General features: G+C 59.4%; 12 protein-coding genes. 2 read left to right on the top strand and 10 right to left on the bottom strand.

Annotated features, from left to right (window positions below):
- Positions 1–11 precede the first annotated feature (11 nt).
- From C5L12_RS07265 to C5L12_RS07235, 8 genes are all read right to left on the bottom strand, one after another.
- The gene (locus tag C5L12_RS07265; protein ID WP_105371371.1) at positions 12–2,348 is read right to left on the bottom strand and encodes a polysaccharide biosynthesis tyrosine autokinase; all 2,337 of its coding nucleotides are present in this window, start codon (positions 2,346–2,348) and stop codon (positions 12–14) included.
- Between the two features lie 76 nt (positions 2,349–2,424).
- On the bottom strand, positions 2,425–3,330 hold the full coding sequence (locus tag C5L12_RS07260; protein WP_105371370.1) for a UTP--glucose-1-phosphate uridylyltransferase: 906 nt from the start codon (positions 3,328–3,330) through the stop codon (positions 2,425–2,427).
- On the bottom strand, positions 3,321–4,334 hold the full coding sequence (locus C5L12_RS07255) for a glycosyltransferase family 2 protein (RefSeq protein WP_105371369.1): 1,014 nt from the start codon (positions 4,332–4,334) through the stop codon (positions 3,321–3,323). Before C5L12_RS07255 ends, C5L12_RS07260 begins: the two co-directional genes overlap by 10 nt.
- Positions 4,331–5,260, bottom strand: coding sequence for a glycosyltransferase family 2 protein (locus tag C5L12_RS07250; RefSeq protein WP_105371368.1), 930 nt, complete (start codon positions 5,258–5,260; stop codon positions 4,331–4,333). Before C5L12_RS07250 ends, C5L12_RS07255 begins: the two co-directional genes overlap by 4 nt.
- Positions 5,260–6,261: a glycosyltransferase family 2 protein gene (locus C5L12_RS28370; protein WP_170109066.1), complete on the bottom strand. Its 1,002-nt coding sequence runs from the start codon at positions 6,259–6,261 to the stop codon at positions 5,260–5,262. Before C5L12_RS28370 ends, C5L12_RS07250 begins: the two co-directional genes overlap by 1 nt.
- Before the next feature lie 8 nt (positions 6,262–6,269).
- Positions 6,270–7,463 (bottom strand): glycosyltransferase, encoded by a 1,194-nt coding sequence (locus tag C5L12_RS28365; protein WP_170109065.1) that lies wholly within the window; start codon positions 7,461–7,463, stop codon positions 6,270–6,272.
- A 67-nt stretch (positions 7,464–7,530) separates the two neighbouring features.
- A complete protein-coding gene (gene exoK, locus C5L12_RS07240; protein ID WP_280952514.1) occupies positions 7,531–8,328 on the bottom strand; it encodes an endo-1,3-1,4-beta-glycanase ExoK in 798 nt (265 codons plus the stop codon).
- A 3-nt stretch (positions 8,329–8,331) separates the two neighbouring features.
- Entirely contained in the window at positions 8,332–9,480 is a 1,149-nt protein-coding gene (locus C5L12_RS07235) for an acyltransferase family protein (protein WP_205839315.1), read from the bottom strand.
- A gap of 770 nt (positions 9,481–10,250) precedes the next feature.
- Here C5L12_RS07235 and C5L12_RS07230 point away from each other — a divergent pair.
- Both C5L12_RS07230 and C5L12_RS07225 read left to right on the top strand, forming a co-directional pair.
- Positions 10,251–11,219, top strand: coding sequence for a glycosyltransferase family 2 protein (locus C5L12_RS07230; RefSeq protein WP_105371366.1), 969 nt, complete (start codon positions 10,251–10,253; stop codon positions 11,217–11,219).
- Positions 11,220–11,261: 42 nt separating this feature from the next.
- Complete coding sequence (locus tag C5L12_RS07225; protein WP_105371365.1) at positions 11,262–12,206, top strand: polysaccharide pyruvyl transferase family protein; 945 nt, start codon at positions 11,262–11,264, stop codon at positions 12,204–12,206.
- On the opposite strand, the gene C5L12_RS07220 is transcribed toward C5L12_RS07225, so the two are convergent.
- Both C5L12_RS07220 and C5L12_RS07215 read right to left on the bottom strand, forming a co-directional pair.
- Entirely contained in the window at positions 12,197–13,198 is a 1,002-nt protein-coding gene (locus C5L12_RS07220) for a glycosyltransferase family 2 protein (RefSeq protein WP_105371364.1), read from the bottom strand. The genes C5L12_RS07225 and C5L12_RS07220 overlap by 10 nt on opposite strands.
- Before the next feature lie 85 nt (positions 13,199–13,283).
- On the bottom strand, positions 13,284–13,577 hold the full coding sequence (locus tag C5L12_RS07215) for an exopolysaccharide production repressor protein (RefSeq protein ID WP_105371363.1): 294 nt from the start codon (positions 13,575–13,577) through the stop codon (positions 13,284–13,286).
- Positions 13,578–13,937: the final 360 nt, after the last annotated feature.

Raw genomic sequence — 13,937 nt, 5'->3', positions numbered from 1 at the left:
CCCCTTTCAGTTTATCGAGGCGCCGACGCGGAGCCTTCCTTGTAGTAGGAGAGGTAATTGTTGCGCAGCCGCTCGGGTGCGCCGGGATCCGCATAGCGGTGCAGTTCCGACATCTCAGTCTTGTTGAGGATGACGCCGACCGTCTTGGAAGCGATCTGCGGCTCCGAACGCATCACTGACTGCACTGCCTTCGTCGGGGTGACACCCCACTCGGTCACGAAGATGAAGCCGTCGACATAAGGCTCGAAAGCCTTGGCATCGATCACCGGGATCAGCGGCGCCAGATCCACGACGATGACATCGAACGCATCCTTGACGCTTTCAAGGAACTGGCTCATGCCGGCTGAAGCAAGGAGTTCGCTCGTATGGGCAAGCTGCTTGCTGCGCGTCGTCATCGGCAGGATTGTCAGTCGCGACCGGCGATCTACCCGGGCGGCATTGGTCCAGGACGTCTTCTGCAACACGACCTCGACCAGACCGATCTCCGGCTCCGATGCCAGCATGCGGCTCAAGCCCGGATTGCGGAGATCCGCATCGATAACGAGGGTGCGCACGCCGCTCGAAGCGATGAGACCTGCGAAATTCGCGGCAACCATCGACTTGCCCTCGCCAGGAAGGCAGGAAACGACACCAATGACACGGCATTTGCGCTCCTGCAGCATGATATCGCAGGCAAGCTTGGTGTTTCTGAGCGTTTCGGCAAACTGCGAACGCGGCGCTTCGACAGCGACCCTCATCAGACGCCGGAACGAGATCGGGTTGCCGGGAGGTGCAGCCGCAGCCTCCGCTTCGGTCGGTTGAGGTGCCGGCTTTTCTTCGGCATGGATGCCGGAGAGCGTCGGCAAGTAGCCTAGGAAGCGAAGGCCCAGCTTGTCCTGAACATCATCACCGGTGCGGAAGAAGCGCTCGCGCAGTTCCAACAATGTCGCTGCCGCGCAGCCGAGCATCAGCCCGAGGACGACCGACAATGCCATGGTGAGCGTCTTGCGCGGGCTGGAGGGGGCCGTCGGTGTACCAGCCTCGGAAATCACCCGTGCCTTGGCGATCGGGAACGATTGCCTCTGGGTCGCCTCTTCAAATCGACCGAGATATGACTCATAAAGCGTCTTCAGGGCCGCAGCCTTCTGCTCCAGTTCGCGAAGCTGCACCATCGAGACATTGGCTTCGGAATTGCGGCCGGCGACCCGGTCGATGCTATCCCGCAGCGACTTTTCGCGAGAGCTCGCAACCTCGAATTCGTTGCGGAAACTTCCCGTCAGCTGCTGAAGTTCGCGGTAGATCTGCTGGGAGATCTCCTCCTTCTCGCTCTTGAGGGCAATTGCCTGGGGATGATCCGCGCCGAACTGCTGGATGACGCCGCGCTCGCGGTCGTTGATTGCGATATAGCGCTTGCGGAGATCCTGGATCACCGAGTTGTCGGTATCGCGCGCCGAAATGACTGCATTCTCGACGGCCGCCTCAGCACCCTTGTCGATGATCGCTTTATATTGCTGGTAGCGCGCTGAAGCGGTCGCGGAATCAGCCTGGGCGACTATCAGCTGGCTGTTGAGATCGGAGAGCTGCTGACTGGAGAGGAGCTCACCGCGCGGAGAAACAAGCCCGTGCTCGGTCTTGTACTGTTCAACAGCGAGGGAAGCCTGCTGCGCGCGGCTGTTGAGGTCGTTCAGCCGCTCCTGCAGCCAGAACGAGGCTCGCTCAGACGCGTCAAAATTGGCATTGAGCTGGTCAGTCAGATAGGAATCCGCATAAGTGCGAGCAATCGCCGCGGAAAGCTGCGGATCCGGAGAGCGGATGGAAATCGCGATGACCGAACTGCGCCCGACACGCTCCACCGTCAGAGCCTGCTGCAGAACGGCGGCCGCCTTCTCGCGACGGCCCATGCGCTCGAGCTCTTCGGAGGGGGGCGGTCCGCCCGGCGTCAGCAGAGACGTCACGCTCTTGATCGCGCCCTTGGCGAGATCGACGGGTGATTTCGGTGGATTCACTAGCGTCTCGTTCTGGTCGAACTTCCCCTTATCGACGACGCGCAGTGCCAGTGCCTTCGATTTGAGGATTTCCACGGCGCTCGACATGCGGTTGTCGATCTGCTGGGCGGTCTGGCTGTCCTTCTCATCCTCAGCGTAGCGCGAGAGATTTTCGTCGATGAGAATCTGCGTCATCGCCGTGTAGATTGGCTGGGCCATGAAAAGATAGAGCCCTGCGAGAACGACCGTCGCAACTATGCATGCAATGATCACGCCCAGGCGGCGTATGACCGCTGCCCAGAGCTTGTCGAGATCGATGAACGTGTCGCTGTCGCGCGTCTCGCTCGGAAATATTGTTCGCGGTCGAAAGTTTACCTGATCCATTGGGCTCGCTTTCCGGAGCTTGTAAGTGACGGACGGCAGTTGGTGCTGCCGCCCGCCGCAAATAGGTTTGATTATGCTATGCGGCCTGGACGCGCGTCTCGTGCGACATCAGCAGTTCCTTGAGAGAGGCATGGATTTCGGCGCCCATGTCGGCGCGCAACATGGCAAATGCCACATTGGCCTCGATAAAGCCGCGCTTGCTGCCGCAATCAAATGTGCGCCCCTTGTAAGGATGCGCATGGAACGGCTGGACCTGGGCAAGCTTGTGCATGCTGTCGGTCAGCTGGATCTCGTTGCCGGCGCCACGTTCCTGGCTGGCCAGAAGCTCGAAGATCTCCGGCTGAAGAATATAGCGGCCATTCAGGTAATAATTTGACGGCGCGTCCTCCGGTTTCGGCTTTTCAACCATGGCCGTCACTTCGAAACCGTTCTTGACGCCGCGGCCGACACCGACGACGCCGTAGCTCGATGTCTCCTCGGGCGCGCATTCCTCCACCGCGAAGACGTTACCTCCCACTTCTTCGTAGAGCTCCATCAGGCCGGCCATGCATCCCTGCGGGCCGTAGGACACCATGTCGGGAAGCAGGAGGGCGAAAGGCTCGTCGCCGACAAGCTCACGGGCGCACCAGACCGCATGTCCGAGGCCGAGCGGCACCTGCTGACGGGTATAGCTTACGGTGCCGGCAACCGGCAGCATCTTCTCGAGTTGCGTTACCTGTACCGTCTTGCCGGAGCGCGTCAGGGTAGCAATGAGTTCCGGGGCGCTGTCGAAATAGTCCTCGATCGCGGTCTTGTTGCGGCTGGTGACGAAGATGATGTTCTCGATCCCTGCCTGCATGGCTTCATCGACCGCATACTGGACGACGGGGCGATCGACGATCGTCAACATTTCCTTCGGCATGGCCTTGGTGGCCGGCAGGAACCGAGTGCCGTTGCCTGCGACGGGGATCACCGCCTTTCGAACTGGTCTATTCATATCCATTCCTTCGTCCTTTCCGGAGGGCGCCCCCGCCCTATCCGATCGGATTTCAGTTGGCGCCAGCGGTGTCCCACCAGCCGGCGCATGCGGACAGCAATCGGCATACGCAGGTGCTTGAGTGCACCCGGATGCCGGACTGCTGTTTTCAAGAAGCCCCCCACGGAGCCTTTCTTGATTTCGTCGACGAGCGTAAGAAATGCCGTCGCCTCGTGGAAACTTCTGGTGCGGCGGGTTTGAGCCGCCATGGCCTTGGCATCCAGTTTGTAGCGGGCGAGAAAAGCCCGGTCGGAAGCCACCATCGCGTCGATATGGGATTGCTCCAGCACCCGCGAAATCGAACCCTGCCTCAGGTGATAGACGTAGCCGACATCCGGGGTGATTGCGCAGCGTGCACCGCAGGCAAGCGCCGACGCGAGCAGCAGGTAGTCTTCCCCTACCCTCAGCGTGTCATCAAAACGCAGTTGGTGACGGACCAGGAAATCGCGTTCAAAGATCGGCTTCATGTAACCGAAATTGAAGGTCGACTGGAAGATCACGTTCGAGCCGATGAAGTCGGCAAGCGTCAGGATCGGCCGCCGCTTGAGCTCTTCCCGGGCAAACATGGTCTGCGGCTTTCCGCCTTCGATGGGAATGACGTCGAGATTGTCGAGTACCACCTGAGCCTCGGCTTCCTCCGCCCGCTCCAGCATCGTCAGGAGCCGAGCCGGATAGACCGTGTCGTCCGCGTCGAGCACGGCAATCCATCGTCCACGCGCAGCCGCGAACCCGGCATTGCGGGCCGCCGCTGGGCCGCCGTTTCTTTCCTGCTCGATGAGCCGCACCCGTTCGTCCGGATAATGGCGTACGAGTTCGCGTGTGCCGTCCTTCGAGCAATCGTCGATGACGATCACCTCGACCGTTACGCCGATCTGGGCAAGAGCGCTGGCAATCGCTTGCCCGATTGTATCCTGGGCATTGTAAGCCGCGATCACAAAGCTCACATCTGGCTGGAAATCGGACATCGTCATGCGGTTTCGACGGCTCCATATTGTCGGATTTCGCGCATTCCCAGTGTGCCGGAGACCACGCCGGCATGAAGCGCAGCGCGCAGGACATAACGATTGCGCTTGACGGGTGAAAATGCCGTCGCCGCGCCCATTGCCGCGCAGAAGACGAATTTCAGGCCCGCAACTCCGGTCTGTTTGATACGGCTCAGGCCGGCATTTTTCGCGGCAAGAATGCGCCCATGCGTCTGACCTGACCGGAAACGGCGCTTGGCAAGCCAAGAAAAGCTGGCGCGCTTTTCCGGAACCCGTTCTTCGACGATGGCGTCCCGGGCGAACTCGATGCGCCCGCCGTCGTCGGTCAATCCCGTAAAGAAATGCGTATCCTCGCCACCGCTCTGTCCAAGCGACAGCGCAAACCGTCGCCCAGATACCGCCGGCGAGCGCATGTCGAGCAAAACGTTGCAGGTGTAACCGGTTCTGATACGCCCCTCGACCCACACCGGCATGGTGGAGTGGAAATCACCCTTCCGCATCCAACCGGCGCTTCGGCCATCATAGATCGCCCTGACCGGGCCTAGAACCGCATCGGCTCCGCTGTGCATCAGGGTAGAGAAGAGTTCGGCGAGCCATAGAGGCGTCGCCGTCTCGTCGTCGTCGATAAAGGCGAGATAGTCCGCATCGCTTTCGGCAAGGCAGGCATTGCGCGCGATGGATATATTCGATTTCGGGCAATGCACGTAGTGGATCGGGAACGGCGAATGCACCCGCATCTCGTCTACCAGCGCCCGCGCACTGGGACTTGCGTCGTTATCGGCGACGATCAGGCGCAGCTGGACTCCCATGGGTTCGGCGAGCCTGAACAGGGATTCGAGCGTCGCCCGCAGTTCCGGCCTCCGATAGGTGCAGATGCCGATATCGATACGAACCGATCTTTCGCCTGCCGTCATCACGCCGCCCTCCGTCCGACGCCGGCCAATTCCAGCCAGAAGCCGGCAGACCAGGCAAAATGCATGATCATGGCCGAGAGCGAGGCGAGCGGGCCGTAGGGGTTTTTCTGTCCGACAGCCATCCAGAAGCCGTAACCGAGGCAGGCAGCAGCCCAGATCACCAGTGGTACCGCCGCCCACCAATAGATGAGTGCCAGAACCGCCCCGACAACCACCGGTGCGACCGCCAACGGAATCGCCTGCCGGAGCTTCGGGACTGAACGGTGTTTCATGAGGTTTTTCGCCCGGCCTCGACCGTAGGCGAGATATTGTTTGAAGAGGGCCGAAGCGCTGGCTCGGGGATAATAGGTCATATAGGTCTTGCCGGTCATCCAGATCCGGAAGCCGGCGGCGCGCAGCCTGAAATCAAGCTCGGCATCCTCATTGTGACTGAAATTCTCGTCATAGCCCCCGACGGAACGAAAGGCCTCAATTCGCATCAGCGCGTGATGGCCGTGATCGACCCATTCGCCGCCCCCTCCCGCACGATGCTTGGAGCCGCCGTTGCCGAGCTTGGAGTTCTGAGCAATGGCGGTCGCCTTCTGAAAGAGGCCGAAACCGATGGTTTCCATGCCGACCACCACGGAATCGGCGTTCATCTCGATCGCCTCATGGATGAGGGTCCGGCAATAGTCATCCGGGTAATCGCCATGTGCGTCGATGCGGATGAGATAGTCCCTTTCCTCTCCGAAACGATCGACGGCAAGATTGATGGCGGCGCTTTGTATCCGCTTGGCGTTGGCGAGCAGCAGGAGGTCTGGAATTTCGGACGTGAGACTGCTGACGATCTCGGGCGTGCCGTCCCGGCTGCCGCCGTCGGCCACGACGATCAGCATATCCATCGCTCCGCGCTGCGCATGAAGCTTGCGTAGAAGAGGTTCGATCGTCGCCGCCTCGTTGAGGCAGGGGATCACCAGAAGCGTTCGGGCATCCTGGATATCGGAGAGCAAACGCGAAACCATACTCCACCTCACGACTGCACGGTTGATACAGCCGGCACATCCGCCGGCGGAGAGATGTTGGGATGTAGGGCAGAGAGCCGGGAAACAAGGGAGCGGCAATCTGCAGGGCCTGTAACCCACTGGCCGCGTTCGACAGCGCTGAGGCGTGAAACAAGATCGAGGTAACGTGCCTCGGTCATGCCCTTGAACAGCATTTCGAGCGCTTCGGGCGTGGCTCTTTCGATCGCCGGGCCAATTCGCCGGTTCTCCACGAACCTCCCGGTCTCGGTTCCGGAAAGGGCAATCGGGACAATGCCGTAAAGACCGCCTTCGTAGAGCCGGTTCGGCAGGAGCCAGCTTGAATTGAGCCCTTCCTCGAAGAAGTCGATCGCCCAGCTAAACTGGACGTCGCGATAGATCGCCGCAAGATCCTCCGGATTGCGGTAGGCGCCGTGGAATTCCACGTGAGGCGCACTGCTCACCTTTGCATCGAAATCATCGAACTCGCTGTAGGCAGGGCGACCGCGCAGAACGACCTCGACCCTGCCATCCATCCGCCTTGCCAACTCGAGCAGGATATCCAGCGATTTTCGGCAACGGAGCGCACCGAACCAACCGATCCGCCAGGGTTGTCCGGACTTCGGCAATCGCGGTGCCGGCGCGGCAGACACGATTTCGGGCTTCAATGCCAGCACCTTGTTCTCCAGGAGCAGGACCGGCAGGTCGAGCCCCGAACGGGGCTTGAAGAAATTCTCCACGAAAGCCGGCGAACTGGTGATGAGCAGGCTGGCACGGCGGCCGAAATAGCGCTGGACCTGACGCATCAGCCGGCCCTTGGCGCCTTCGTCCAGGAGCAGCCTGTGAATATCGAGGCATTCATAAACCACCGGAATGTCGCGACCGAACAGCGAGGCCGCGTGGCCCGCAAGCGCCAGGGTCTCCAGGTTGCGGGCGATGATGACGTCTGGCCGCGTCACTCCGGCCAATTTCGACTTCAAGGTCATTCGCGCAGCGATCACCGCGCCGATACGCTGGGCGAAACGGCCGTCCGCAGTTCTCCCGAGCACTGTGGTCGGTACATCGCGCTCGTCCGCCAATACGCTGGCTCCACGCTTGAAACCCGCGACAGTAACCTCTGCGCCACCCGCCTTCAGCGTGAGTACGCGGCGCCTGATCGCCGCGTCGGCCAGATCGTGAGCGAGATAGAGAACATTCAGACTCAAGTCGTCCAACTCCTTTCAGTCCCTCCCGGCCATTCCAACCTGTTGGAAAACCGGGAGAGCAAATGCCTCAGTCAAGCGTGCAAAGCACGGATTCGGGAAAACGGCAGTCCTCGCCAAGCGCCGTAAAGGCGATGCGGTCGACAGACATCGAGGCCGGCTGGGTATAGGAGAACGCGCCCATCCAATTCCTCAGGGTGTCCGTACCCCAGAGGCTGAGGAAGATCTTCTGAGGGTTCGACGGTATCTTCGCCTTGCCGGTCACTTCCTGGACGAGTTTTCCGTTCAGGAAATAACGAAGGCGGTTTTCTTCCCAGATGAAGGCATAGTCGTTGAACCCCTGGTCGGCGCCGCCGGCGACCGGCACCAGCTTTTCATTGCCGCCCTTCGCACCGATATACTGATTGACCTGTACTTCGCCCGCGTTCTTGCCGAGAACTTCGAAGTCGATCTCGTCATGCGGTTTCTTGTCGGTGGGGCCGATATAGGTGAAGAACGCCGAATTCAGGCCGGAGCCGGTCGCCGCCTTCATGCGCACCTCGTAGGTACCATATCCGTAGCGAGCCTTCGTCTGAATCTCTCCGCAGGCGTAGTTTCGATCCTTGGCTTTGCCTTCGGAAAATTCCAGCTGCAAGATACCGTTCTCGACCCGTACCTGCTTCTTCGACCATGTGCAGTTCTGATGGCTGCCGTTATTCCAGCCGTCGGAAACGTACCAGAAGGAGCGGTCGAGGCTGTCGAAGTTTTCCACGAAGGATTTGCTGTTCGCACCCTGCTGCGCGAACGCGGCAGACGAAAGCATGCCCAACGCCGCGGTTGCGATGATGATCTTGCAGGTTTGCTGAATCTGTCTGGCTTTCGCCATCATGTTTCACCTTTGTTGTTGCGTCATGGCCGGCTCGCCAGGGCGAGAAAGTCCGGCAGGAGAATGGGACTTTGCAGCTGCGGTAAGTTTGGCCTTGCGCCCGCGGCTGCCGGTCAGCACTTCGTAAAGCGCCGGCATTGCACGAGAGATGTAGCGGTTGGAGAAGGCGAGGATGATGAAGCTCCCCAACGCCGCGCCGAAGTAGAAGAGCAGATAGAACTCATCCCCCGCCAGCCGGTTCCACACCATCCACATCACCACGAGCAGTGGATAATGGGCGCAGAATATCCAGAAGCTCAGGCTGCCGGTGGCGGCGAGACGTTGGCTGATAGGCAGCCGAATCAGGAAGGAGGACATCAGCCAGAAACCCACCACACCGAGCATCGACAGGGTATTGCGGGCAAGATCGACAACCCAGGGGAAGTCGGGCCCGGTATGGTATTGCGCGACGGAAAGCAGGGCTGCCGCTGCAAGGGCAGTTGCACTTCCGATGCCGGCAAAAGGGTCGAGAGCCTTGAGGTCCTGCCGGTAGAGCGCCAGGAATATTCCCAGCGTGAAGCTGAAAAGGATCGTTTTCTTCAGCACGATCCCGAGCGTCACCTCGGGCAGGATCGCCACGAAAAACAGGACGCCGAGCGTAGGCCCGGGGTACCGGCGGACCAGGAACGCCAGGATCGGCGAAAGGATGATGCAGACGACGAGATCGCGCAGGAAATAGAGGGGCAGATTGATCGGCAGTTCTTCCGTCGCCAGCGCGGAACTGAGCAATTCGCGCGGCGCAGCATTCCACAGATCGGGGAAATATCCTTCGCCGATACCGATGCGCTGAGCAGCGAACACCGCAGCAAACAGGCCTACGTTCCAAAGCAGGAACGGAAGCAGCACGGTTCTCGCCTTCGAGCGGAGTGTCTTTGAATAGTCGAACCCGCTCCAGCCGCGCTGGAACAACAGGTAGCCCGAAATAACGCTCAGGCATGGCACGCCAATGCGGAACAGGCTGTCGCCTAGAAAGACCCTCAGCCAGTCGAAGAACCCGTTCGCTCCAATGAAGGGGCTGGTCTGCGGATCATGCGGCACATGCACGAAGACGATGCCGGAAATCAGCAGGATACGCATCAAATTGATACGGGAGGATATGTTCTGATCAACAGTCAAACGAGTCACCCCTTTTGGGCAGTGCCTCCCTTCACCGCCGTTTCAATCAGAGCAGACTTGAGCCCGCAATCCGAAAAAGGATCGCCCCGACTTTGGCGCAAAATGTGGCGACGCAGCAAAAAACGTTCGATGACAGGTCTCGCAACGACGCGCCTCGACTGGTTTTCACCCCTCAGAAATTGTAGCACCCATCATAATTTCCAAGGGTTTCGTGCCAAGTTCTTATAGATGATTGTTGCAGTGCAGCACGCGAAAAAAATCTGTTTCTCGGCGACAAAAACGTTCTATGTGACCGTACGGGATTACCGCGCGAGATCTGAACCCATCTAAATTGGGGCAAAATAAAGGCGCTTTTGCGGCACATTAAGGCGGAGAAGGCAGAGTTACTGACCCTCGCCTCCATGAGGGATAAATGGCCGAATTTTTCGTAGAGCACATCAGACACCGTTGCGAAATATGGTGAGATCCACCGCGTCTATCACGGCCGGAAACTGCAGGAGAAATAGGCGTCTCAGCCGTTAATTCGAAATCTTCCGGCATGGGTGCTCTTGCCGGAATCGGCGCCGTGACAAATTTCAGCCTGAATGTGACGGTCTTTGATAGCCCGCTTCAGCCGGAATTTGGCGTGATCGCTTCACGCCTTTGGCTGGAGCATATGTCAAAATCCCGTTGCTGGAGTTCAGTCTAATACGGCAGCGAGCTGCCGCCTAAACCCGGAGCCCGACGAGAGTCAACGGCTTGCAATTCTTTGAGGAAGCAGGGGCGAAAACATGGCGACGTTCACGGTTGTTATCCCATTTTACCAGAAAGAGGCCGGCATACTGCGCCGGGCGCTGACATCGATCTTCGATCAGAACTATCAGGATTTCGACATAGTCGTCGTCGATGATGAATCCCCGCTGCCCGCCGAGATTGAGCTTCAAGATATTGATGAAGCTTGGAAATCTCGCATTCGGGTCATTCGCCAGCCGAACGGAGGGCCAGGCGGCGCGCGCAATACCGGTCTCGACAATGTGCCCGCAGATACCCGATTCGTCGCGCTGCTGGATTCCGACGACGTCTGGCTGCCGGACCATCTCAAGAATGCCTATGACAGCATGACCCGGTTCGACGCGGAGTGCTACTGGGCCTCGATGCAGCCCAGTGAGGAATTCTATTACCACTTCGGAATGGCCGAGCTCGAGCGAACGGAGGGCGGCGTTCGGGTGGCCGAGAACCCGTTGGTCATCGAGATGCCGGACCTGGCGAGCGTCATGCTCAAGAATTGGAGTTTCCTGCATCTTTCCTGCATGGTCATCGGCCGGCCGGTCTTCGAAAGCATCCGTTTCGAGCCGTCGCTGCGGTTGGCGGCGGAGGATGTGCTCTTCTTCTGCGACTGCATCCTGAAATCGAAACGGACACTGCTTTGCGATGCGCCGGGCGCGGCCCGCGGAATGGGGCTCAACATCTTCCACAGCATCGACAACCGCTCGCCGCAATTCCTTCGCCAGCAGTTCAACACCTGGGTAGCACTCGATACGCTCGAAGAGCGATTCCGCTCACGCCCGGGCGACGTGGCGTCGATTGCCTCCTACAAAAACACCGCCCGCCGCCAGGCCCTCTGGAGCCAGGCCGGGCGGGTCAAACGGCGGCAATCGCCTGATTTTGGTCTGCTCGCCCGTTGGGTCATGCGCGACCCGGGGCTCATCCGGGCCGCTTTCGAACTTGGTGCTGGAAAGCTTGGCCGCAATGCGCGCTGATATCCGCACATCCCTTTCAATCATAATCCCATGGAGGCCCGCATGAAAGCGTACTACTGGGAATCGCATCACGGAAATTTCGGCGACGATCTCAATCTCTGGCTCTGGGATTTCCTGCTTCCGGGCTTCCGGGACGTCCATCCGGACGTTCTGCTGGTGGGAGTTGGCACGGTACTCAATCCGGTACTTCTTCCCAGCGGCCAGAAAAAACTCGTCGTTGGAAGCGGATACGGTTATGGCACCCCTCCTGAAACCGGCAATGCCGCCGAATGGGATGTCCGCGCGGTGCGCGGGCCTCTGACGGCCCAAAAACTCGGGCTTTCGCTCGATATGGGCGTCACCGATCCGGCCGCCATGATCGCTGACATGCCAGAATTCCAGAACGTTCCGAAGATCCACAAGAAGACCTTCATTCCCCATTGGGAATCGGCCGAATACGGAATGTGGGGGGCCGTCTGCGAGCCGGTAGGCCTCACTTATCTCGACCCCCGAGGCGAGGCGAAGTCGGTGATCCGACACATCGCCCAGTCGGAGCTGATCGTCGCCGAATCCATGCACGGGGCCATCCTTGCGGATGCATTCCGGGTGCCTTGGGTGGCAGTCAGCACGTCTCGTTCCATCAACAATTTCAAATGGAACGACTGGGCAAGCTCCGTAGGCACGACCTATGAGCCGCGCTACGTTCCAGTCTCGACGCGCGCTGAAGCGGCGGCCAAACAATCGCGTTTCTGGGGCATGCGTTTCGACAAACAGCCGCCGGCTTTCCCAACAGCTTCCGAAGCGCCTGCCGGCGAGGTCATCGTCCGCCCTGCCCCGCCCCAGAACGGGCTTCGGGGCGTGGCCAAGCAATTTCTTGCGGCCCCCTCCGTGCTGGCTCTCTGGCAGGCGAGCCGGGCTGAACCGCGGCTTAGCCCGGATAGCGTTCTTGAGGAGAAGAAACAGAAATTTCGCACGGTTCTCGACGGAATACGCAGGGATTACTTCTGAGCGGCGGGAATGCCCGGCAGCAGATAACGCATCGCGGGCGCTTCGGCCGGTACTCCCGACTTCGCGCGCAAGAGATCGAGCTTATCGAAGAAGATACCTGTGACAACGGCGGGAAACGCCTGCGGCCGCCCCAGCATGTGGCGGATCGCAGCGAGTTTTCCCGCCTTCGACTTGACGTCCAGGAAGGCACGTAGCTCGTATTTGCCGCGAATATGATCTCTATGCTGCTTGATGACGTCACGCGCCGCCGGCGGCAGTCCCGGATCCGCGAGGATGGCCTCATCCGCCTCGTAGAACTGGCGCAGATCTTCCGTCCGGTGGCGACCGCTCAGGGAATTTGCCCGTATCACGGCGCCATAACCGCAATGCTCGATCACCTTGTAGCGGGCGCCCTTGGCAAGCGCCCGGACATAGAAGTCATAATCTTCACCGAGACGCATTTCCTCCTTGTAGCGCAGGCGATGCGCCTCAATGAAGGACCGCCGGATCACCGGCTTCAGGAAGCCTGTTTCGCCTCGCTTCAGGCCGCGCCGAGAGATGTTGCCCTCCACGAATTCAACAAGCGGCATGGTGCGCGTACGGGCTTGGAAATGCTCCGGCCGGACCGTTTCTGCCTGCCCGTGGACGAAGGCAATATTGTCGGCAATGAGATCCCAGTCGTCTTCGGCGAGCATCGGTTCGAAACGACCGGAAAAGAAGAAATCGTCGGCATCCAGAATCGCAATCAGCGGAGCGGTCGCCATGGCGATGGCGTGGTTGCGGGCAGCCGAAGGACCGCGATTCCTGTCGAATGAAACAACCTTAAGCCGGCCGGTACCGTCGTCTACGTCACGCGCCGCATCCGCGGTCCTGTCGGTCGAGCCATCATCCACTACCACGACCTCGCTGACCTGAGCCTCTTGCAGGGCCGATCGGATGGCTATTCCGATGGTATCCGCGGCATCCTTGGCCGCGATGATGACGCAGATCGTCTGGTGAGCAGTTCCGGCCATAGCGGTCTCCATGCTTCATCGGTCACGGGAACTATGGACTTAGGAAAGTGGCCGCGATGTGGAAAGGGTAGAAAAACCTTCGAGGCTAGGCATCGCTTGCAGGGACGTTGGGAGCCGCATCGGCGCGCATCGTGTCCCGCCGGCTGCTTTCCCTGGCGCTTTTCGAAGAGACCGAATCCGGAGAAGCGGCCTCTTCACGGTACTTTTTTTCGCGATGCACCAGGTAAAGAACGCCTATGAAATAACCGACCTGAAGAATGACGGCACAGATAAGCGTCTGTATAAAGGCCGTATAAAACGAGTCGGTCATAAAATAGGCCGACACCGCAAAAGCGATTAGTACCCCTGTCATGCTGACAAAGACGCGCGGTGCGTACATGATCCTTCCTCCCGACCGCAAACTTGCTTGGCTTGACGGTCTTTCGGCTCCTCTCCCACAACAACAACCATAAGAGCCTGCAAGAGAGGATTCAAGTTTTCCTGCGCCCATTGTGCCGGACTGTTAGTGAAACTTTCGTAAGGTTCCGCAGGTTCCTTTTAAATATCTCGTTTCTTTCTCTCTTCTGGCTCGCCGTCGCAAGATCATTGCCACCTTTTCGCCATATTTTTGCCCCGGTTCGCAAGCGCTGGAACGTTTTTTCCGTTTCCGTCGCTCAGACGGACCGAGGCCGGATCAACTTTTGTTACAAAGCTTAAGAAGGCCAACCGGCGTTTATTGCAGCGCACCATTGTATTGCGG

Origin of the sequence: Neorhizobium huautlense, from assembly GCF_002968575.1 — a bacterium.
Classification (GTDB): Bacteria; Pseudomonadota; Alphaproteobacteria; order Rhizobiales; family Rhizobiaceae; genus Neorhizobium; species Neorhizobium huautlense.
Note: the sequence above shows the minus strand (reverse complement) of the source record. Positions and strands in the feature narration are given on the sequence as shown.